Below are 22,113 nucleotides of genomic sequence, written 5' to 3'. Positions count from 1 at the left end.
TTAATACAACAGCGGTAGTCTAGAACTTATTTTTCTCGTCCAAGGCTACCGCTCTTAACTCCAGTTGATTTGAGGCTTATTTTAAATTTTAAATACAGACACCGTTTGATTCATCTCTTCCGCCCTCTTGGCAAGCATGTTGGCACCTGCAGACACTTCCTGCATGGATGCGGTAGTTTCCTCAACTACGCTTGCGACTGTTTGAGTAGAATCTGCTGCACGTTCGGAGATTTCAGCAATTTTCTTCATCGATTCCACCATAGCAACGGTTCCTTCATTGACGGATCTTGCTTCTACGGCTGCAGTGTCCACCTCACCGCTCACTTCTTCAACCGCACCGACAATTTCAGAGAAAACATTACCTACACCTTCGACAAGCATCATACCTTCATTAAGTGATTGAACGCCTTCATTCATTGAAATTACAACTTCGTCTGTTCTTAATGTGATTTCGTTGACCAGAGAAGAAATCTTGCCTGTTGCTTCACTTGCTTGTGCCGACAGATTGCGTACTTCAAAAGCAACTACGGCAAACCCTTTTCCCTGCTCTCCCGCCCTTGCAGCTTCTATACTCGCATTTAGTGAAAGCAAGTTGGTACGGGCTGCTATATCACTGATCATAGCTGTGATTTGTTTGATCTCTGCAGACTTTTCCCCTAGAATATTTACCACTTCAGCGGATTGAGTTACCTTGACATGTACATCCCTTATTTGAGAGACAGTGGAAGACATTTGGGTTTTCCCGTTGTTTGCTTTTTCTTGTGCTTGGGTTGTGAGATTAGCCACATTCACAAATCGATTGGTTATGTTCTCTACACTTTTAGAAACATCTACTGTGTAATTCAGCGTCTCAGCTATATCTGCAAGCTGTGTCTGAGATCCCTCTGCGACTTGAGTGGCACTAATAGCTATCTGCTCGGTAGCGATGCTTGTCTGTTCCGCACTGGCCGTTAACTGTTCTGCTGTAGAAGCAACCAGTAAGGAATTATCCATAACTTTCTTTAAAAGGTTGCGCAGCGAATCGCACATTTCATTAAAATCGGATGCCAGTTCCCCGACCTCATCTTTGGATCGGACACTTAGGGGTTCCACTTGCAGGTCCCCCCTCGTTACCAGCTTTATCTGTTCCGCTATCTTTAATATGGGCTTAGTGAACGATTGAGCCAGTAAAAAAGAACCGATAATTCCAATGATCGTACATATGATAGTCAGAGAAACCATCAAAATTCTACCTGAATGGTAAGATTGACTCGATTGATTAGCAGCATCAGTAGCGTACTGCTCATTAAGTAGCTTCAGTTTATTTACATCTTCTAATGCTGCCTTATAAATAGAAGAATTTCCGTGAATGATCATGTAGGCCATCACTTTGTCGTTTTCTTCCATGGCAGCGGAAACCACTTTGAGATGGCGAAGATACATTGCCCACTGACCATAAAAGTTGGTAAACAGTTCTTTTTCCTCTGTCGTAGAGGCTAAACTTTGATATTTATTTACACTCTTATCCATTGAAGCTGTAGCTTTGCTTAGTTCCTCTTGATAAGTGCTGCGAACGGCAGCATCCTCTTCGAGTATCATTCGAACGGTGAGTCTATCGATTTCTGTAATCTGCTTATCCATACCTTGAAGAAGAATAACCGCAGGTAAAGACCTGTTATTTACCTTATCAGAAGCCTCCCCCATTTCCGACATCTTAATGACGCCTATAACACTTGAAAGGGACAGTACGATAACCAGTATGAGCGCTGCACTAATTATTTTTTTCTTTAACGTTAATTTAAACACCCTTATCTTCCTCCCGTGACTGGTCTCGTATCATCCCTGCTGAGCTTTCCAGTATATGCGTATTTGGCGCAACAACTCGGTCTTATCTATCTTCCCACTGATGTAGCTTTGGATAGATGCTCCTGTGATGCCCCCATGATCAGGTGGAAGGGTTGCTATAAACGGCAGCGTCTTTCCGCTCGACATATATGACATGATCGATTTACTCAAAGGATCGGTAGGCACCAAGTCAATATTCTTGAACGCCGGTATAACATTGGCCTTGTTAACCAAAAGTTCTTGTCCGGACTTTTCATATACTAGCCAGTTCAAAAACTTCTTTGCTTCCTCTTGCTCCTGAGGTGTGGTAGTTGTGGAGTCGATGAGTATATACTTTGTCACACCGACTGTGATCTTAGCATTGTTAGGATCATCCGTATTATCGTTTAACGGAAGAGGCAAAAAACCGTATTCCTCATTTGCCGTATCATTGCTCTTTATTCCATTCCAAGCCCAGTTTCCCATAAACCAAAGCCCTACCTTGCCCTCTCCCAAGGCTTTGGCTCCATCATACGTACTGTCCAAAGGCGAGTGCTTATTGATGCTGTTATCCTTGAGCAGATCTAAAGTTTGTACCCATCCAGTCATTACACTGTTTTGGGACATATCGATGGAGTTGTTCTGCATACCTTTAACAAACTCCGGAAAACCCCCAGGTTGAACAGAATAAGACAGAGCTAAAAGATGAGAGCCGAGAGACCAGTCCATTGGTGAAAGCATGTCCGGCGCTACTCCCGACTTCTGAATTTTAGCCATTAAGGAGTTCAGGCTGCTTCTACTATTTACCGAGGAAGCATCAAAAGAACCCCCTGTTGCTTTATCCAGCACTTTCTTATTGTAAATTAATCCGTAGCCTTCTACTGCAAATGGAAACCCCAGCACAGCATCATTTTTCTTGACGGTGTCAAGTCCATTTTCTATCGTATCAGCTACCCACTTCTCTTTGCTTAAATCAACGGCTTTATCTAAGAATGTCTGCGTGTCGCCCGGGTCAAGCATCGACATGGTAGCTGGACTTCCTGAGCCGTACATCGACATCAGCTTTTGATATGCAGACGTTCCCTCGGGAGTTATAATCTCTAAAGATACCTCAGGGTGCTCTTGATTGTATTGTTTTGCTACTTCTTCTAATTGAGTTTTTATTTCAGATTTAGAATTCAAAAGTGTAATCTTGGTCGTCTGCTGTGATAATGGTGAAGCTGAACAACCTATAAACATAATTAAACATGCTAGAGAAATCGCAACTTTTAGCTGTTTTCTCATTAACTTCCCCCCTAAGATTTACTTTGATAAAATTTATGAATAATATTCAATGTTATCGACATAATTCCTCGGGAAGGTTAGGATTTTTTATTGGTAAACAAAGGAATGAGAAAATAGCACAAACAGGCTGTTACACAAGCTAACGAGACAGTGCAACAAATTTTATCCAGTTGCGTCTTAATATGGGGGAAAGTTACTGCGCTACAAATTTAACCGAAAAAGGAGCAATCATTTATGAAAAAAGCATTCTTTGCGGCTTTTCTTGCAATTTTTTTATTTATTTCATCGTCCACTACTTATGCAGCACAAAATCAGATCAAAGTTGACGGTGTGGCTATTACATCCGATTTGAAGCCCGAAATGAAGAATAAACGCGCTATGGTACCTCTACGTGTTATAAGCGAAAGTTTGGGGGCTAGTGTCGAATGGTCCAATTCCGGGGTTATTCTCGCTAAAAGCGATAGGAAAGTAATATTAACACTGAACAGTAGTACAGCGGAGAAGAACGGTAAAAAGATGCTGCTTGATGTAAAACCATACATGAAAAATAATCGCATATATGTTCCACTTCGTTTTATTGCAGAGACGTTTGGATGCCATGTCAATTACAGCAACTTTGCAGTGACGGTTGATACTGAACCATTGTTCATAGACGGTGTACAAGTAAAAGCACTTCAACAGGAATACCGTATGACTTTGGGCGGCGTAATTCAGCAAATTAATGGCAATGCATATAATGAAACCATTTATAATATTTTTGCAAAAAACAAAGGTGAAAAGGTCGAAGCACCTGAAAACTATTCTTGGAGCTTAACTCTTGACACACCTGGATCTTATTATAAAAATGCACAATACGATTTCTTAGACCAAAAAGGGAAAAGCTTAGCTCGTTTTGATATATATTCTTTAATTCGCACTTATCCATCTGAACTTTTAACAGGCTACCCAGAGACTTTGATTCATGATGTATCGAATGATGAGTGGTATTTGTTTAACGATTCCGCAGGAAAATCCATTTATCAGTTAATGGATACTGCTGGGAAGAACGGTTTTCTGAAGATTATAAGTAACACAGTTGTATAATGTGATTTTTTCTTATTACACTTTTTCGTCTCCAAAAGATAAAAGGCGAATTCCCAGCTGAACATAAGCAGCACAGGAATTCGCCTTTTTTAACCGTATATAAGATGAACTCTTCATTTTACATAGAAAGCGGAATGACGGTTATTTTTCCATCTGTAGCATTTCTGACTCATAGGACTGAAATGCATTTTCCATACCCATCACTACATCTTTAATCTTCATGTATCCTTTGGTATATGGCTCCGAATCACGAATTTCTTCCCACATATAGTGATATTGCTTCATATCTTCCGTTTCACATACGACGAAATCGGTATAGTCCTTGCCAGGCAGCGCTTCTGCATCGAAAAAACGAACCTGAACATGTTCGCTATATTTCTGAATACTAGCCTGCAAGGCCCCAGTATGTTTCCGGCGTTCTTCTCGAGGCAAAGCCAACCAGGAAGGATAAAATTCCAATAATACAATCATCATATACCGCATATGCCTGTCTCCTTTTTGGTGAAGCATGAACTGAATTTAGCTTTATTGTACGCTGCCTGCCTGCAAAAACGCATTAACATAGGTTAATGGGAATCACTACGAAGCAAACGACTAAGAGATACTGGGGATATACCTATGTACGAAGCGATATGATATTGTGCAATTCGCTTGTCCAATCCGGGGTATTTGAGAAGAAAAGCATGAAAACGTTCCTTAGCGGAAAGATACAATAATTCGCGTTCCCGTTCCTCTTTTCGAATATAAAGTCTTTCTACGCTTTTACGGACGAATCTTTCCCACATATGGCTTGTATCCATAAGCTCCTTCAATACGAGATATGGAATTTCAATGACTACCGAATCCTCCATAGCCTCGATTGTAAAGGTCGATCTTTCTCCTGTGACCATCGCCCCGTAAGAGGTTACGTAATCATTTTCTGGCGAAAAACCAACATTATATTCTCTGCCATCCGCCAATGTATAGAACAAACGGAATAATCCTTCCACACAAAAATAAGCATACTGCACAGGTTCACCAGTTTCGATAAGATACGTTCCCTGCTGTACATGCCTCACATCAGTTCGTTCTACAAATCTATCCCAATCATGATCTATAATCGAGGCTTGATGAGCCATTTTTTCTAATGAACGATAATATGGATACATTTGCTCACCGCTCCCCGCACATGTTTAAAGGAATCGAAGACTTTATATACAGAAAACAGGGGCTATCCCCAGGGTCTTATCGGACCTTGTGGGACAACCCCCGGCTACGTGTTCTATCAAGCTTCCACTGCGTCCTCTTCCACGAAAAGAGATACTTTGCGGATACCATCCGCTCCAATCACGACAAGCCCCTGATCCGACAAGCGGATTTCAGGGATGACGACCAACGCGAGCAGCGACAGTGTCATCAGCGCGTTGTTCAGCATGCAGCCGGATTGCTGAAGTGCCCGGCTGATACTCTCGGACTGCGCAGCCACCTCTGCAAACGGGGCCGGGGACATCAGGCCCGCGATAGGCAGCGGGAAGCGCGTCTCGCCCGAGGCGGATACGACCACCACGCCACCACGCATGGCGACGGCCTGCTTTGCCGCCTGGGTCATTAGCTCGTCATCGTTACCAATGACGAGCAGATTGTGACTGTCATGCGCCACGGTCATCGCTATCGCGGCCGGCTCGGTGAAACCGACGCCTGTCACGAGCGCCACCGCGTGGCTGCCACTGGCGTGATGCCGCTCGAAAACGGCTATTTTGCACAAATCCTGCGCGGGATCTGCCGTGACTTCGCCTCCACGGACCGGAACGGTCATCCGTACTTCCTTCGTGTCTACGTGATTTTCCGTGACACGAATCACTCGTACAGGTACATTCCCCTCCTGTACTGGAGCCGCAATGCGGAAATTCGCAGCACTCAGCTCGTGTCCCAGACGGACCGTGTCCATTACTTCCGTAGGATACACGAAGCCCTCCCAGTCAGCGACCATTTGGCCATACTCAGCCACCAGCTGGCCTGCTGCAATGGTCGCCGTCACGTTCACCTCGGCCAGTCGGCCCTCCAGCAGAATAATGTCGGCAATCGCACCGGGGATAATCGAGCCGATATCCCGGGCTACGCCGAAGCGTTCTGCCGTATTCAGCGTAGCCATTTGAAACGCAGTCACGGGCTTAACGCCCTGCGCAATGGCATGACGCACGACAAAATCCATCTGCCCCTCATGGAGCAGGGACTCCGCGCTGCGATCATCCGTCACCAGCATCATGCGGCGCGTATCGAGGCCCATTTCCGTGCTGGCGCGTATCGTCTCGGCCACATCATGCCATGCGGAGCCCTGCCGCATTTTGGCATACATGCCGAGCCGAATACGCTCGGCTACATCCTCGGGCGTGACACATTCATGATCGCCCGTAATTCCCGCGGCTGCATAGACCGGCAGCCGCCAATCATCGGAGGCCCATGTAAAATGGCCATCCGCTACCTTGCCCGCGCGCAGCGTGGCCTGAATTTCCCCGATCATCACATCGTCTCCATAGACGACGCCAGGGAAATTCATGACTTCGCCCAGCCCGATCATATCCGGGCCCCAGCTTAACGCCTCTGCGACTTCCGCCGGGCCAAAGGAGGCACCTGTCGTTTCCAGCTCCGGTCCGGTGGACGGCACGCAGGAAGCGACCTGCATGTAAGCAGCCAGCGGCGTGGTGCGTGCTTCGTCCAGCATCAGACGAAGTCCTTTTAGACCCAGTACATTGGAAATTTCATGCGGGTCAAAAAAGCCGCCCGTCACTCCCAGCGGCAGTACAGCCTTCGCGAACTCAGTTACGGTGAGCTGCGTGCTTTCGATGTGACAATGTCCATCCAGTAATCCGGGTGCCATATAACGGCCTTCCGCTTCAATGATTACGGTATCCTCGCCGATCGTATGACTGACGTCCCGACCGACGTATGCAATACGAGAACCTTGCACAGCAACAGACATGCCCGGTAGCAACTCGCCCGATACCACATTCACCAGCGTTCCTCCGCGGATAACCAGTGATGCCTTGCGCTCTCCTCTAGCTGTAGCCACCAGCTCGGGTACACAGTCCGCCAGCGGCGGACGTTGAAATACACTCTTCATGTCCATTACGTTTGTTACCTCCGTTTTTGCTTCTTACCTGTTTTGCTTATTTGTCTTATGTTACTGGAATACGCTCCATAATGCCAGCCACCCCTGCATCTATTCAAGCTTCGCTCGGGTTCGTATGGCATTTGTCCCTAGCTGATGGCCAACGCCCTCCCTAGAGAACACGATCACTTTCTTCCACTTTACGGATATATGTGTCCGATTCCTGTGAACTCACGAATGGTGTAATCTCCCCTATGCTATAAATATACAGCAAGTGCATCGCTCGCGTACAAGCGGTGTAGAACAGCTTGCGTTCACTTTCACGTCGATATTGCTCAGCCGATCCGTCATAGATCAGGACCGCATCAAACTCCACGCCTTTTGCCAGGTAGGCAGGGATGATATGAATCCCCTTTTCAAAGGCAGGAGTTGTTTTCTTGATCAATTTTGGCTTCACTGGCAATCGTCCTTCCAGCGCCTCGTGGGCTGCTGCGCTTTCACCGGCATTTTTACAGATGACTGCAATGGATTCATAGCCTTCCGTCAACAATTCCGTGATATTCCCGACAATCCGTTGATGCAATTGTTCACGCGAACGCACCTCGGTTACACGCGGCTTCTCTCCCTTACGATTGAACGGTATGATATGCTCGCCCCCAGCTACCATCCCACGGGTAAACTCCACAATTTCCTGTGTGGAGCGATAGCTGCGTGTGAGGGAAATCATCTCGGTTTGTTCTGCTCCATACAGGTCATACAATGGCTCCGCATCCTGAAGCACCGAGGCATGGGCATAGATCGCCTGATTAAAATCGCCCAATGCCGTCATTTTAGCCTGTGGAAACAAGCGTTTGAAAAAAGCGAGCTGGAAGGGTGAATAGTCCTGTGCCTCGTCAATAAACACGTGACGGATGTTGCTATTGGAACGGAAGCCAAGCATCAGCTCGCGCAGGTATAAAAAGGGCGTCACATCCTCATACGCCAGTTCCCCGGCCTGAATACGCTCCAGCGTTTGCCGACTAATTTCACTCCAGCTGCCAGGCAGCTCTGCGTGATCTGCCAGTTGGCCGAGCAATGTCTCATTCAGGAATAGTTCACCGTATAAACGGGTGGTGTCCACAAAACGAACCGCCTTGATCCATTTGCGCAAGGGCTTCAAGCGGTCACTAACCACCATGCGCGCCAGTATTTCCCGCTCACGTGTAAAATCGTCGAACGTATCGCCCTTGTTCTTCGATTTACGGCGCATGCGATTATATGCACGCTGATAATCCTCCGGCTCCATCAAATCCATCTGCTGATCCACCCATGGGGCGGAGCATTCCTCCTTACCGAAGCGGGCCAGCTCCTTGAGCATCCATTCCCTTAGCAGCTCCAGTCGGTTCGCCAGCCGCACAGCAGGGTCAAACTCATAAAACTTGTGGGCCATCTGCTCTACCGAAATCACCTCGCGCCCCTGGAAGCGAACGGGTTTAAAATGCATTCCTTCTTGTTCCAAATATGCCTTGTAGCCTGTAATTACACGCAAAAACGTCTTGGACGACTTGAAGCGAATACCTTCCATTCTCGCATCATACCCAGGCTGTGACGATGCCGAAAGTACATATTCCAGCTGCTCAAAAGGATCTTCCAGCTGAAACTCCCGGCCCAAGCGCCGCTCCAGATACTCCTGAAAGGTAGCCTGAAGCATATTTTCCTCGCCCAGTTCAGGCAATACCGTCGAAACATAGCTGTTAAACATCGGGTTGGGCGAAAATAGCACGACCTGATCTGCTCGTAAGCGATCACGGTACTTATACAGCAAATACGCTACTCTCTGAAGCGCAGCGGATGTTTTGCCGCTTCCTGCCGCCCCCTGCACGATGAGCATCCGGCTTCGATCATCACGGATGATGCGATTCTGCTCTTTTTGAATGGTAGCAACAATACTCTTCATTTGGGCATCCGAGCTTCGGCTCAATACAGCCTGAAGGAGCTCGTCTCCAATCGTTACCCCTGTATCGAACATAAAACGAATCTGTCCATCACGGATCGAAAATTGGCGCTTGAGCGTCAGTTCTCCTTCCATCTCACCTGCCGGCGTCTTATAAGCAGCGGGACCCGGCATATGATCGTAATAGAGATTGGAAATAGGCGCACGCCAGTCGTAGATCAGAAATTCCTCGTCCTGATTATCCAGTAGGGAGGCGATCCCGAGATACACACGTTCTGCGGGCTGACCTTGCTCAGCAAAATCAATACGTGCAAAATAGGGTGATTCGAGCAGCTTTTTTAACCGCCCTAGCGCCTCAGTGGAATGCTTGTGCCTGCGCTCCCGTTCGGACAAAATCTCAGACTGCTGACGCAAGCTGGTGGACGTCTCGCCCACATCATCCGCCTCACTAAAATTAATCGTTACCTCATCCCAAAAATCTTTCCGCATATCTACGACATCTCCGCGCACAGAGCCAACCTCGGTCTCCAGCTTCCGAATACGTCCACTGATGACTGCGGTCACATCTTCTACTCTTCGTTGCTCCTCATTCCATTGCTGCTCAGTAGCCATTGGCGTCACTCCTGTTCCGTTTCCTCCTGCTCCCGCAGGGCTCCCTTGCATCAAACTATGCATTATTATGGACCTAGGCATACCTACGGCATCCCCCTGATCCGAGAAAATTGACTAACCCTTTGAAGTATGCTATACTGTCATAAGAAGTGTAGTATATAATTACAATCATGGTTTTAACCTAAAACATAGCATTCTATATTGTAGCAAGTTCAGTCCCTGTTCGCAACCAGCGGGCTTTTTTTGTATTCTTTTATAGAGTTCGATAAGCTCGTGTAGCCGCTTCTTCAATAGCTGAATTCATTACATAAAAAAGCGACCGTTCATCTGATCGATGCATACGGTCGCTTTTGCTTTTGAGTTATTCGTAATCGCTATTTGCTCTCTTCCACAGGATGAATATGATCGGCCAGTCTGCTCAACCGCTCCAGCTGGTGACCATAGTCGTACATGGCCGCAGCCACAATGGAGAGACGCAGCATGCCCTCCTGGCAATGGTCAAAACGTGTAATCGCATGCTTCATAAATTCACTATTCGCCTGCTGGAACATTTCACTCTCGTCCTCGTTCGGCTTTAGCTTGTTTTCGAATTTCAGCAGCGCATGTTCATGAAACCGGATCAGCAGCTCCAGGTGATGATCAAAAAATGCATCTGTTCCCTCCGGTCGTAACGATTGGAAGTAGTGCCTTTCTACCGCATCCAGTACCTCGTAGCCTTTGTGCAAGCTTTCGAGCATTTGCTTGTACACTACCATCTGTCTCGTCTGACTGAATCGGGAGCGCTTGAGCTTCTTCTGCTCCTCCTCGAACAAATGATATTTATCCGACAGCGATTTAATAGCTCCCTCCAGATTCCCTTTTTCCTCTCTAAAGACAGACTCCTTAATTTCATCAGAAATGGCGGTGCGCAGCAGCAAGGACATCGTGTTAAATACATTTTGAATCTGATTGATAAACTGTCTTTTCGGTTTCGGAGGAAACACCGTAATATTAATAACAAAAGCAGAAACAATCCCGATTAAAGTAAGCGCAAAACGGGTCACGGCAAATTTCCAGTCATCCGAGGCTTCCATGACAGAAACAACCGTAACTAGTGTTAGCCCTACCGTATCTGCCATATTTAATTTCAGACATATCATAAGTACCAGCACACATACCAACCCGACCGCAATCGGCTCATTCGAAAATACCATTCCGCCCAGCAACGCCATGATTGCACCTAGTGTGCTTGTTTGGAGTTGATCCAGAAAATAACGCCACGACCTATATATCGACGGTTGCATGGCAAAAATAGCGGCTATCGCTGCCCCCACAGGCGAATGGGTGTTCAAAAGCATGCTCAGAAAAAGGGCGAGCGTCACTGCGATCCCCGTTTTTAACACCCGTGCTCCAAAAGCCAAAGCCATCCCTCCTGCTTCCCCTTCAAATTTATTCATACCGAATTACTATAATGAAATTTCAAGACAAAGTCCATTCCTTATTATTACCCAAAACAATCGGATACAAGGAATATTTATGAAATGTACACTTCCTGCTAGAATACATATCAACAGAATTAACTTATTTGCAACAACGCCACAGGTCTGCATCAACATCACAGGAGGAACTCAATGTGCCATGGATCAGCAAAATGTTAGAAGAGCCCCGAAAGTGGCCGCGTAATGTCCGCTTATTTTTTATTGCCAATCTACTGTACCAGATGGGGACAGGGATGTTTTCTGTTCTGTACAACCTGTATATTCAGGGGCTTGGCTTCCATGATGACATGAACGGTCGTGTTGTCAGCATACAGGCGCTGGCTACGGCTCTCCTGTTCATTCCGGTCGGATTTTTAGGAGATCGTACGAGCCGTAAGCATATGCTGGTCATCGGTGCGTTATTCAGCGGCCTTGCCTTTCTCGCCCGTACCTTTACAGATACTAGTGGAAGCATGTTGGGATTTGCCGTTATTTCAGGTGTATTTGCCGCTTTTATTCAGGTGTTGGCTGTGCCCTTTTTGGCAGAAAGCATAAGCAAAGCCCAACGCTTGAAAATATTCAGCTATTATTCGGCTCTTGTACTTGCAGCCCAGGTTCTGGGAAGCTTTGGGGGTGGCGTGCTCGCAGATGGGCTGCAGACGTGGGGAATCACACCACTATCCAGTCTGCGAGTCGCCCTGTTCCTCGGAGGAATGGCCACACTGACCGCCTTTATTCCTCTGTTGTTCATGACAAATGCCTCCTCTGCTGCAGAAGCTGCAGCACCTGCACAATCTTCACTTAAGCCAGACCAAGCACATACGCCGCTAACCACGTCCGATGTGCCGACCTCAGCTACGCCTGCTGTTTCTTCTGATAGGCGGGTTATTGGACAATTTGTTCTTGCCCAATTTTTTATCGGATTGGGTTCAGGTCTGGTTATCCCGTATCTCAATTTGTATTTTACTAACCGCTTTTCCATATCGCTCAGCGCCATGAGCTTGTTGATTGCACTCGGCCAGTTAATGACCGTCCTCTCCATGTTAATTGGCCCCACTCTCGGTAGCCGAATTGGATTGGTCAGAGCTGTGGTAGGCTTTCAACTGCTCTCGCTGCCTTTTCTTCTCATTACAGGCTTTACGAACGTGCTGTGGATTGCCTCGATCAGCTTTCTATTCAGGCAAGCGCTAATGAATGCAGCCAATCCGCTGCAAACGGCCATCCTGGTAGAACGTGTATCGGATAAGAATCGGGGCATTGCCAACTCGATTCTCCAGACGACCTTTATGCTCGGCACCGCAGGTATGGGACCTGTACAAGCCTATTTGGTTACAGCCTATGGCAACTACTGGGGCTATGCCATCACATTCAGTGTGACAGGTGTATTCTATATTTTGTCCTCCCTCATCTATTATCGGATGTTCCGAGAAAAACGCCCGTCCGCGGGCCAGCTTTTACAAAACCCGGCAAGCCCGTAAACAAAATCATGACACAATTAAAGCCGGAGCCTCCAAGCGGACTCCCCTGAAACGTCATAGGATAAATGAGAATGGCGGAGGAGGAATAAAGGCATGCTTCGAGTCGCATTATTTACCGATACGTATGCGCCTGACGTCAATGGCGCTGCCCTGACACTGGAACGATGGATTGACTATCTGGAGACACATGGGGTATCCACACTCGTCTTCGCGCCGGAGGCAGACTACCATCTGCCCTCGGGGCCAGGCGTGGAGCGGCTGCGGAGCATACCCTTTTTGCTGTACCGGGAATGTAGACTTGCGATCCCCAACGCCAAGCAAATCAATGAGCGTTTATCAGCCTTTTCACCACATCTGATTCATGTTGCTACTCCGTTTAATCTCGGCCTTTATGGAACGAGCTACGCGGCCAAACACCATATTCCACTCGTCGCCTCATACCATACCCACTTTGATAAATACCTCGAATATTACAAGCTTCGCTGGCTTGAACCTGCCTTATGGAAATACATGCTCTGGTTTCACAGACATTGCGAAAGGGTGTATGTTCCTTCTCGGTCAACAATGGAGTTATTGCGTAATAAGGGAATGGGTCAACTCGAAATCTGGGGCAGAGGAATTGATACCGATCGCTTCCAGCCAAAAGTGGATCGTCATGCGGTATGGGGTAAATGGGGCATTCGTGCAGATGCATTCGTGATATTGTATGTCGGCAGACTTGCACCGGAAAAGGGAATAGACACGCTACTGGATACCTATCTCCAGTTGCCCGACGACGTCCGCGCAGCCTCGGTGTTGGTCATTGCAGGAGATGGTCCATTACACAAGATAAAGACAGCCGCAGACATGGGGTTGCCAGAGCATGCAGTTCACTGGCTGGGTTTTGTAAAAGGGCAAGAATTGGCTGAATTATATGCCGCAGCCGACGTGTTTCTCTTCCCCTCCACCACGGAAACCTTTGGCAACGTCGTACTGGAGGCCATGGCAAGCAGTACACCCGTGGTCGGTGCCGATGAAGGCGGGGTAAAAGATAATTTAATTCACAGGAAAACGGGTCTATTGTGTCCTGCTGGGGATGTTGCTGCCTTCGCTGAAGCTGTACACCTGTTGTACGAAAATGCCCCGCTTCGTCGCTCTATGTCCAGAGCAGGTAGAGCCTACAGCCTGGAGCAGACATGGGATCGCATTTTTGAGCGGCTGCTGGACAGCTACATGGATGCAGCCACCCTCCAGCTCAACAACCACCCCATAACAAGAATATAGCCTTTTAAAGCTATGGAATTACAGATAGGATAAAAAAAGCTAAAAAGGATGTTACTTATGCTTTAGCTGCTTGAGGTGCTTGTTATGTACCCCACTCAACAAAATCACAGCTGTCAGGGCGCCGATCAATGCGAGCAGCATATCCCATTGGGTATCCCATACATCTCCCTGCGTCCCTAAAAAAGCTTCTGCTGCCGTTCCGGTTGCCTTGGCTACCGCAAACTCAATCAGCTCGTACGCAGCACTGATCGCAAGACACACACTAACGATGAGGAATGTGAGCCAGCCCCCGCTTCCCAAGGTCGTTTTACGCAGCAGCACTTCCCTGACAATGAGCGCAGGCACAAAACCTTGTGCAAAATGCCCAAGCCGATCATAATAGTTGCGCTCCAGCCCGAAGGCGTCCCGAATCCAGTTGAACAGCGGCATTTCGGCATAGGTATAGTGTCCGCCAACAATCAGGATCAGTGCATGCAGCCAGATTAGGGTGTACACCAGGTTTGTAAACCGGAATCGGCTGTAAATAGCCACCAGCAGCACAGCTCCCAAAACCGCCGGGAAAACTTCCAGTATCCATGTAAAATAATCCGCTGGACGAATCAAGGACCACATAAGAGCAAGCGCCAACAATACAAGCAAAATAAGCGGGTAGCGATCATTTTTGTAGCTTATTGTTACCTGATTTATACGTCATCCCTCCTTTGCCCGTAACTCTACCCTTCATTCGTTACAATATGTTTGACTCGTCCAACCTGCCCATCTGTCAAACGCACTTTGATTCCATGCGGATGACGCGGGGAATTGGTCAGAATGTCCTTCACCGTTCCTCGCGTCAGCTTACCGGTGGGCTGATCCTTTTTAAGTACAATATCCACTTTAAGACCAGCATGGATATCGGATCGGTTTTGTCCGTTCATCGTACTGTTCCTCCTTTCGATTTTACAAGTTAAGACATATGCATCCATACAGGACATCCATTTAGGGCATCAAAATTACCAGCTACGCCATTCGTCCCGACGGCTGTTACCCATCCAGATGATACACATCGTAGACACATAGCTGACCAGCAAAATAACGAATACCAGTCCGCTAAACTCTATAAAGTGAGCTCGCTGCAGGGAATCTGCCCATATAGAAGACACCTGTTCATACAGTTGGGAAGGTCCAGAAACAATATCCCACGTATTTCCGCGAAAGAAACGACCAATATAAATACCCAGACTGCTCAGCAACAGGACTACCACCACAAACAGCCAGCTTACAAATCCGCCACGTGCACGTTGTACCAACTGCCGTATGGATTCAAGTGATACAAAGCCCATCGTCAGGCCAAGAACAGCTACCAGCAGCATCCCCAGTACATGATTCCAGAAATATGGATTTCCCCAGAAGCGCTGCTCCTCAAGAAATGGATATTTGGCGAATACATGCAACAAATCTGTAATTAAATAGGGCGTATTGGGATAAAACACAAGCCAGGCCACCCCTGTTACCCACAATAAAAGCGTCCTCGTCCCTCTTCTCCAGGAACAATGAATTACATCCAGCAGCAATGTCAGAATCATGGGAATCCAGGCCAGCATCATATTCCACCATATAAAAAAATAAGGGCGTCCGCCTGAGGGCAACTGCACATTAATGATCCATAAAGTGCTGATCACTGAGCATACGGCCAATACCATAAATACATACCCTTTTACAGGATAATTTAACGATCTTAAACGGGCATACATTTGCGTCTTTCCCTCCTTTGCAACCGTCCAGCCTGCCTGACGTTCCAATTTACACCTGTTCTGGACAGTGTACACCACAATGGCTTCAAGCTCAATGGAAGCGCTCCATCTCTATGTAAATGAAGACACAAAAAAAGCACCTTTTTCTCCGAGAATTGGCCTTATCCCCGGAAAATAGATGCTTACTGTACTTCAGACTTCACTCACAGGCAAAGGCGACATACGAATGCTGATCGTCTTATCAAACGGAGCCATCCAGTTGACCAGCAACGTGTTGCAATCCATAGGGTGAGCAGCCCCCCGAACCGAAGTAGCCTTATGCTCCATGGCTGTTCCCGTCAGTTCAAACCATGCATTCCCCGATTCATAACGTGCTGTACCGCCCGTCCAGCATTGCACTGTTTCATTCACCAGCCTGTACTCTCCGCAACTAAATTTTCCCTCACGTCCAAAAACAAAACTGATCTGGATCATGCAGTCCACCGGACCCTCCGAGCGAAAACGCAGCTTCCATACATCCTCATGATGATCGACATCGACCCGTATTTTGTGCCGCTGTTCATGGGTTAGCGGCCGCTTGTGATGCGGGAGCAGATACCATGGACTAACCTCTTCCTGCGAGGTAGACGGCAAATCCGAGGCTGCTACAGGGCCATAATAACCTTTGACTTGTGTGCTCGACAGCGTCCATCCGTGCTCGTGAGCTGTCAGATCCTGCATCGGTACAAAACCTGGCGAAAAATAGGAGGCAGCCTGCACCGCCAGCAGTCGTGCATCACCATGCCGCAACGACAGGAATGATGAAACCTCCGTCATTAGCGTCGCACTGGTGTCCTCCTGCCGATATCGAACAACTGGCGCGCCAAAGTCCGTATGCAGACGGCTATGATAGATATGCTGGTGATGCCCTGCCTCTTCCATCCGGCTCAGATAGTCAGCCCTTGGAAAGTCTCCGTTCAGTAATTGGTTATAGCTGACGGGTAATATGGCTGGCGATACCTTGCGAGTTTGCAAACGTGAATCTAGTAAAAAACGTACAGCCGCATTGGTTGGAGCACCGCCCGGATGATCCATGACTTGAATGGCGACGACAGCCATCGCTTCAAATATGGCGTCTTCATCCTCGGTAGCCAGCATGGCATACGGAAGAAGATAGGAGGATAAGTTCAGTTTCACACCGAAATCCTGTCTTCCTGAATACTCCGTGACCACTTCACCATCAGGATGGACAAGATACACCATCATGTGTAAATTGCGGCGTACCGGCTCGAGCAGCTCTGGATGATTCAATAAACGGGCAGCATGAATCAGCATAATATCGCTGACAGCATTATAAATTCCGTTGCTGCGCTCCGTCCATTCGCCATCTGGCGTCCCGTCCAGACCTTCTGCCATCCATGCTTCGGCCCGCACAAGCGCCTCGGGCAGATCAAACAATTCATGCAGAAATCCCAGAGCAGCACACAGCACCCAACGATGGTTTGGCGTATGGCAGCCTCCGGTCAGCATAACCGGGATGGTCCGCTCCAGAAACAAGCGCATTGCATCCGTCACCCGGCGCAGCTCAAGCCAGTCGCTCCCAACCAGCAGCTGATAGACCTGGGCGTAGCCTACGACCACGAACGCTGTATCCGGCGGTGAGTGAAAATTCGTCCAGCCCGGCGAAATAGAGCCGTCCTCATGCTGTACACGCAGCATATATTGCGCTGCCAGCTCCAGCCGGATAAGCACCTCCTCATTTCGATAGTAGATAGACTTCGGATTGACGAGTGCAGCCGCCCAGATCGCCATCGTCGCAGGAGTACCGACCGAATGGTTAGGCCAGGCGATCCCGTTCTCATCATCGATCACCCCACCGTAATAACGGCTGTCGGCGTCCAGCACCTGATGGTCCATGCCCGGTTTCACCCAGGCATCGTTGATCGCTACAATTTTACTGTACATCCCTATCAGCCCCTGTAATATACATAATCGTTCATCAGCCCTGCGGCTCAAGCTTCGCTATCTTGTTTGTCAATAGTTCATGACTGCGTTCAATATCTTCAGGCTGGCAAGCTGCTTTCAGCTCATAGACCTTAATAGGGGCCTGCCGGATGATATTCACAAAACGATCAAAGAACTCCAGATCACCGCTATGAATATAAGGACACCAGTGATCGGATAATCCGATCGTTTCATGAATGTGGACACCCAGAATATAGTCGATCATTTCATTGGCTTCCTTGGCGTTATCGTACAATCCCATTCGATCCATGATCATACCGTGTCCAATGTCATACCATAGATAGACAGGCGCACCCTTCAAGTCATCTATGATCGTTTTAGCCTCCTGTAAGGTAGGCATCTGATAGCAGCGTGAACGCGTTTCAATACCAATGGCTACATCATACCCCTTGGAGACAATACGGTCACACACCTCTTCCAAGCTGTCGCGGATACGCTGTGCATAATGCCCGCTCAGTGAGTTCCGGCGTTCCAGCATTTGTGCCCACAACGTCTGATAAGCTGCCGAGTCCCTGCCCTGCTCATGATAAATCACTTCCAGCTCACCGCTGATATCGTAAGGGAACGGAACCTCTCCGGGGTGCACAACCACTGCCTTCGCCCCGTAACGATGCGCATATTCCGCAGATTGCACCAGCAGCTCTATCGCACGCTTTCGCTTCGTCTCATCATCAAACCCAAGCAGGACGGAATCCGTACCGTAATCCGGGTCTGGTGTATGGGGAAACGTATTATGCACACTCGATATACCGATTTCTCCCCGTTCAATCATAGGCTCAATCGTCGTCAGCATTTCCCGGGTAATGTTATAATTCAGCTCCACCCGGCTAAAGCCCAGCTCGCGGATTTCCTCAATAAGCTCTCGGCCGACGGTATGCTTTTTTATATTCCAACAGGTGGAAAAGGAGTATTCCCCCTTCGCCTTCATTGTCATCATCCTTTCACCGCTCCAACCATCACGCCGCTAACAAAATACCTTTGCAGCCATGGATAAACCAACAAAATCGGTACCGTAGCGAAAATGACACTCGCCGCCTTCAACCCTTCAGGCGTAATTCTCGCGCCGCTGGCTCCTTCCAGCCTGGTCAACTCGGATACCATGTTATTTTGAATCATTTGATACAGCTTGAGCTGTAACGGAAATAAATCAGGGTTTTGGATATACATCAGCGTATCCTGAAATCCATTCCAGCGTCCCACACCGTAAAACAGACTTAACGTCGCCAATACGGGCAGGGACAGCGGCAGTATAATCCGAATCAAGGTGCCGAATTGGCTGGCGCCATCAATCTCCGCCGCTTCCCCCAAGCTTTCCGGAATTCCATGAAAGAAAGAAATCAGAATAATCAGATAAAACGGGCTGATCAGACCTGGTAAAATAAGAGACCACATATTATTCAGCAAATGCAGATCGCGCACCAGAATGTATTCGGGAATGATGCCACCGCTGAAAAACATTGTCACCACAATGATAAACATAATGGTTTTGCGGCCCTTCAGGTTTTTCTTCGTTAACGGATATGCCGCGATGACCGTCATCAGCATACTCAGCACGGTCGTGATCACAGTCAGCATAACCGTAAACCCGAGCGAACGGATCATGCTCATATCAGAAAAGACCTTTCCATATGCCTTCAAATTGAACTCAACTGGAAACAGAGTCACTTCCCCGGACGTAATGGCCCGGTTTGAGCTGAAGGAAATGGACAAAATGTGAATAAACGGGGCCAAGCACAGCAGTACAGCCACAGCCACCAGCACAGTGGTTACGATGTCAAAAGTGCGATTTGCAGTACGTTCACTCATCAGATGTCAGCAGCTCCTTTACATAATACTTTCATCCGTCAGCTTCTTGGATGCATAGTTAGCGCCAAGTACAAAGATCAGACCAACCACGGCCTGAAACAGGCCAACCACCGTTGCCAGCGTATATTGCCCGGATTCCATCCCGATGCGATACACAAACGTGCTGAGCACATCGGAATAATCCCGAACTGCGACATTACCGATCACATAAGGTCGATCAAAACCAATCGTGATCATATTGCCCAGATTGATAATAAGCAGCGTGGCAATCGTCGTTTTCATACCTGGAATCGTAATATACCAAATCCTTTTCATGCGCCCTGCACCATCTACCTCGGCAGCCTCGAACAATTCCCGGTTAATCCCGGTTAAGGCAGCAAGGTATAAAATCGTTCCCCAGCCTGCACTTTGCCACACACCCGTAAGCAGATATGTCAGCACCCAGTCATTTTTATCCGTCAAAAATGGAATCGCGTCAAAGCCGAGCGAGGTAAGCGCATTGTTGATCATGCCGGACTGTGTACCAAACACCTGATACACAATCCCACCGATAATCACCCACGAAATAAAATGGGGAATGTACAAAATCGTTTGCGACAGCTTTTTAAACCAGACCACTTTCATTTCATACAGCAAAATCGCCAAGATTAAAGGTGCTGGAAAAGATACCAGCAGATCAAGCAGATTCAGTACGATGGTATTACGCAGCGTTCTATAAAAATCGTCCATGCGGAACACTTCCCGAAACGCATCAAACCCGATCCACTCGCTTCCTGTAATCCCCTGAAAAAAGTTAAAATCCTTGAACGCAATCTGCACGCCCCACATCGGACCATATTTGAACACAATGAAGTAGGCCAGGGGCAGCACAAGCAACGCGTATAATTGCCAATATCTGCGGAAGTAAACGTTCCCTTTCATGCGCTGTCTCCTCCTTTACTTTCCGCCTTCTTACTTGCCTGTCATGGCCTTGTAAGCTTCGGTGCGCTCATCCAATATCGCCTGGCCGCCGCTCACCATATAATCCTTTAATGAAGCATCGAAGACGGCATCAAACTGCGCCGGAGGCACCATCACGGATTTGACGACCATTTCGTCAAACTTATCCAGCAGCGAGTTGCTGTATTTCGACTCTGATTTAATGGGATGGTCGAATTTCAGCGGGGGAACGGTATCTGTGTTGGATATATCCATAGCCTTGCGAACATCCTCCTGGAACTGAGGAGGCATAGCCAAAATAAAGGCTTCCTTGTTTTTCTGATCGTCCCCTGCGATCTTGCCGTTCGCAATAATGACTACATCACCCTGATTATAGATACGATCCTGCGCTTCTTGTGTTGGATTTTCCTTGGCGACCGGGATTCCGTCTTTCAAGGTATAGTTCTCGCCTTCTACACCGTTCTGCATATCGCGCAGCACCTTTTCGGAAGACATCCAGTCCAGATACTTAATGGCCTCAATTGCATGCTCACTGGATTTAGGCACCATAATGTAGAGGCCGTTGGATGCAAATTCCGGTTTGGCATGCTTACCCTCACTGTTGGTGTATGGATCTATTGGAGTCAGCTTGGCTTTGGGTTGGTTGGCTAACAGATTTGGATAGGCTGAGTCGTTATAAAAGATGTTGTCATAATCATCGCTGAAAATGCCTATATTACCGCTTTGAATATCCTGAGTCAGCTGTTTTTTGTCCTTATCCAGACCGAAGTCCTTGCTGATCAGATTTTCATTGTAAAGCTTGTTCATAAACCGAACTCCATCCTTGAATCCAGGCAGCAGGATCGGATAGTCACGAGAACCCAGCTTTTGGGTCAGCGTATATTTTTGCTCATCCGTTACCGGCTTAATAAAAGACCACAGCAGCGAATCATATTGTCCCGGCTCCATCGTCATCCCCAGTGGAACCACTTTGCCGCCTGTTTTGCCAGGGTCTTTTTCCTTGAACGCTTTTAACGTGTTATATAGTTCGTCTGTCGTTTGAGGGACAGGCATTTTCAGCGCATCGAGCCAGTCCTGACGTACAAAGGAAGAATATTTCCCTAAGATGGTACGTTTGCCTGGAATAGCGAATTGCTTGCCTTCCACCTGACCGTAGCTCAGCGTATCTTCACCGAGAAATTTTTTGAGATTTGGACCATACTGATCCAGCAGTGGAGTTAAGTCCGTCAATCCACCTTGCTCCGCGTACCGTTCAAAGGTTCCGGAATCATAGGTAAAAACGATATCAGGTACATCGCCGCCGCTAGCCATCAGAACATTCAGCTTGGTAACCTCTTCCGAGCGCTGAACGGGCACGTACGTTAAATCAATATTGTTGGGTTTGCCAAAGTTTTCTTTTGCATAACGGGTTAAATAGCTGTCAGTAATGGTATAGCCTTGAGGTGTGTTGCCTCTGTCAAAAATTTCGACCTTCAATGAACCACCCTTGTCCCCGGCAGCGGTCGAGCTCTTGTCCGCCTCACCCGACGAGCACCCACTCAATACAACCGACAGTGCAACTGTAGCTGCAAGCAGCAGACGCAGCTTCTTCAATGTTCCTCCAGCCTTACTTCCTCTCATTCCTGAACAC

At 47.8% G+C, this 22,113-nt stretch carries 18 protein-coding genes; 3 read left to right on the top strand and 15 right to left on the bottom strand.

The features are described from left to right. Window positions 1-81: 81 nt before the first annotated feature. Window positions 82-1,785, bottom strand: a complete 1,704-nt coding sequence (locus LCF57_RS27845) for a methyl-accepting chemotaxis protein (protein WP_226000207.1) — start codon at window positions 1,783-1,785, stop codon at window positions 82-84. A gap of 30 nt (window positions 1,786-1,815) precedes the next feature. Next, window positions 1,816-3,087, bottom strand: a complete 1,272-nt coding sequence (locus tag LCF57_RS08005; RefSeq protein WP_226000206.1) for an ABC transporter substrate-binding protein — start codon at window positions 3,085-3,087, stop codon at window positions 1,816-1,818. Window positions 3,088-3,321: 234 nt separating this feature from the next. Here LCF57_RS08005 and LCF57_RS08000 point away from each other — a divergent pair, with 234 nt between their 5' ends. Further along, window positions 3,322-4,170 carry a copper amine oxidase N-terminal domain-containing protein gene (locus tag LCF57_RS08000; RefSeq protein ID WP_226000205.1) on the top strand — a complete coding sequence of 283 codons (849 nt, stop codon included), beginning with the start codon at window positions 3,322-3,324 and terminating at the stop codon, window positions 4,168-4,170. A 141-nt stretch (window positions 4,171-4,311) separates the two neighbouring features. Here LCF57_RS08000 and LCF57_RS07995 read toward each other — a convergent pair whose 3' ends face one another. The 5 genes from LCF57_RS07995 to LCF57_RS07975 all read right to left on the bottom strand — a co-directional run bounded on the left by LCF57_RS07995 (window position 4,312) and on the right by LCF57_RS07975 (window position 11,209). Beyond that, on the bottom strand, window positions 4,312-4,653 hold the full coding sequence (locus LCF57_RS07995) for a darcynin family protein (protein ID WP_226000204.1): 342 nt from the start codon (window positions 4,651-4,653) through the stop codon (window positions 4,312-4,314). Between the two features lie 83 nt (window positions 4,654-4,736). Continuing rightward, entirely contained in the window at window positions 4,737-5,318 is a 582-nt protein-coding gene (locus LCF57_RS07990) for a Crp/Fnr family transcriptional regulator (RefSeq protein ID WP_226000203.1), read from the bottom strand. Between the two features lie 116 nt (window positions 5,319-5,434). Continuing rightward, the gene (locus LCF57_RS07985; RefSeq protein ID WP_226000202.1) at window positions 5,435-7,276 is read right to left on the bottom strand and encodes an adenine deaminase; all 1,842 of its coding nucleotides are present in this window, start codon (window positions 7,274-7,276) and stop codon (window positions 5,435-5,437) included. 154 nt (window positions 7,277-7,430) lie between these two features. Beyond that, the gene (gene helD / locus LCF57_RS07980) at window positions 7,431-9,803 is read right to left on the bottom strand and encodes an RNA polymerase recycling motor HelD (protein WP_226000220.1); all 2,373 of its coding nucleotides are present in this window, start codon (window positions 9,801-9,803) and stop codon (window positions 7,431-7,433) included. Between the two features lie 374 nt (window positions 9,804-10,177). Next, a complete protein-coding gene (locus LCF57_RS07975; RefSeq protein ID WP_226000219.1) occupies window positions 10,178-11,209 on the bottom strand; it encodes an FUSC family protein in 1,032 nt (343 codons plus the stop codon). A 206-nt stretch (window positions 11,210-11,415) separates the two neighbouring features. On the opposite strand from LCF57_RS07975, the gene LCF57_RS07970 reads away from it, so the two are divergent. Both LCF57_RS07970 and LCF57_RS07965 read left to right on the top strand, forming a co-directional pair. After that, a complete protein-coding gene (locus LCF57_RS07970; protein WP_413232187.1) occupies window positions 11,416-12,738 on the top strand; it encodes an MFS transporter in 1,323 nt (440 codons plus the stop codon). Between the two features lie 93 nt (window positions 12,739-12,831). Next, window positions 12,832-14,001, top strand: a complete 1,170-nt coding sequence (locus LCF57_RS07965) for a glycosyltransferase family 4 protein (RefSeq protein WP_226000201.1) — start codon at window positions 12,832-12,834, stop codon at window positions 13,999-14,001. Window positions 14,002-14,052: 51 nt separating this feature from the next. On the opposite strand, the gene LCF57_RS07960 is transcribed toward LCF57_RS07965, so the two are convergent. From LCF57_RS07960 to LCF57_RS07925, 8 genes are all read right to left on the bottom strand, one after another. Beyond that, window positions 14,053-14,688 carry a DUF2238 domain-containing protein gene (locus LCF57_RS07960; RefSeq protein WP_226000217.1) on the bottom strand — a complete coding sequence of 212 codons (636 nt, stop codon included), beginning with the start codon at window positions 14,686-14,688 and terminating at the stop codon, window positions 14,053-14,055. Between the two features lie 26 nt (window positions 14,689-14,714). Next, window positions 14,715-14,918: a YwbE family protein gene (locus LCF57_RS07955; RefSeq protein ID WP_226000200.1), complete on the bottom strand. Its 204-nt coding sequence runs from the start codon at window positions 14,916-14,918 to the stop codon at window positions 14,715-14,717. A 75-nt stretch (window positions 14,919-14,993) separates the two neighbouring features. After that, entirely contained in the window at window positions 14,994-15,734 is a 741-nt protein-coding gene (locus LCF57_RS07950; protein ID WP_226000199.1) for a DUF1361 domain-containing protein, read from the bottom strand. A gap of 192 nt (window positions 15,735-15,926) precedes the next feature. Beyond that, window positions 15,927-17,678, bottom strand: a complete 1,752-nt coding sequence (locus LCF57_RS07945) for a hypothetical protein (protein WP_226000198.1) — start codon at window positions 17,676-17,678, stop codon at window positions 15,927-15,929. Window positions 17,679-17,712: 34 nt separating this feature from the next. After that, a complete protein-coding gene (locus LCF57_RS07940) occupies window positions 17,713-18,675 on the bottom strand; it encodes a sugar phosphate isomerase/epimerase family protein (protein ID WP_226000197.1) in 963 nt (320 codons plus the stop codon). Continuing rightward, window positions 18,672-19,544 (bottom strand): carbohydrate ABC transporter permease, encoded by an 873-nt coding sequence (locus tag LCF57_RS07935; RefSeq protein WP_226000196.1) that lies wholly within the window; start codon window positions 19,542-19,544, stop codon window positions 18,672-18,674. The genes LCF57_RS07940 and LCF57_RS07935 overlap by 4 nt, the downstream gene beginning before the upstream one ends. Window positions 19,545-19,562: 18 nt before the next feature. Then, window positions 19,563-20,465, bottom strand: coding sequence for an ABC transporter permease (locus LCF57_RS07930; RefSeq protein WP_226000195.1), 903 nt, complete (start codon window positions 20,463-20,465; stop codon window positions 19,563-19,565). 30 nt (window positions 20,466-20,495) lie between these two features. Continuing rightward, entirely contained in the window at window positions 20,496-22,103 is a 1,608-nt protein-coding gene (locus LCF57_RS07925) for an extracellular solute-binding protein (protein WP_226000194.1), read from the bottom strand. Window positions 22,104-22,113: the final 10 nt, after the last annotated feature.

The organism is Paenibacillus sp. BJ-4 (genome assembly GCF_020404765.1).
Lineage (GTDB): Bacteria > Bacillota > Bacilli > Paenibacillales > Paenibacillaceae > Paenibacillus.
This window is presented reverse-complemented; position numbering and strand designations above follow the sequence as displayed.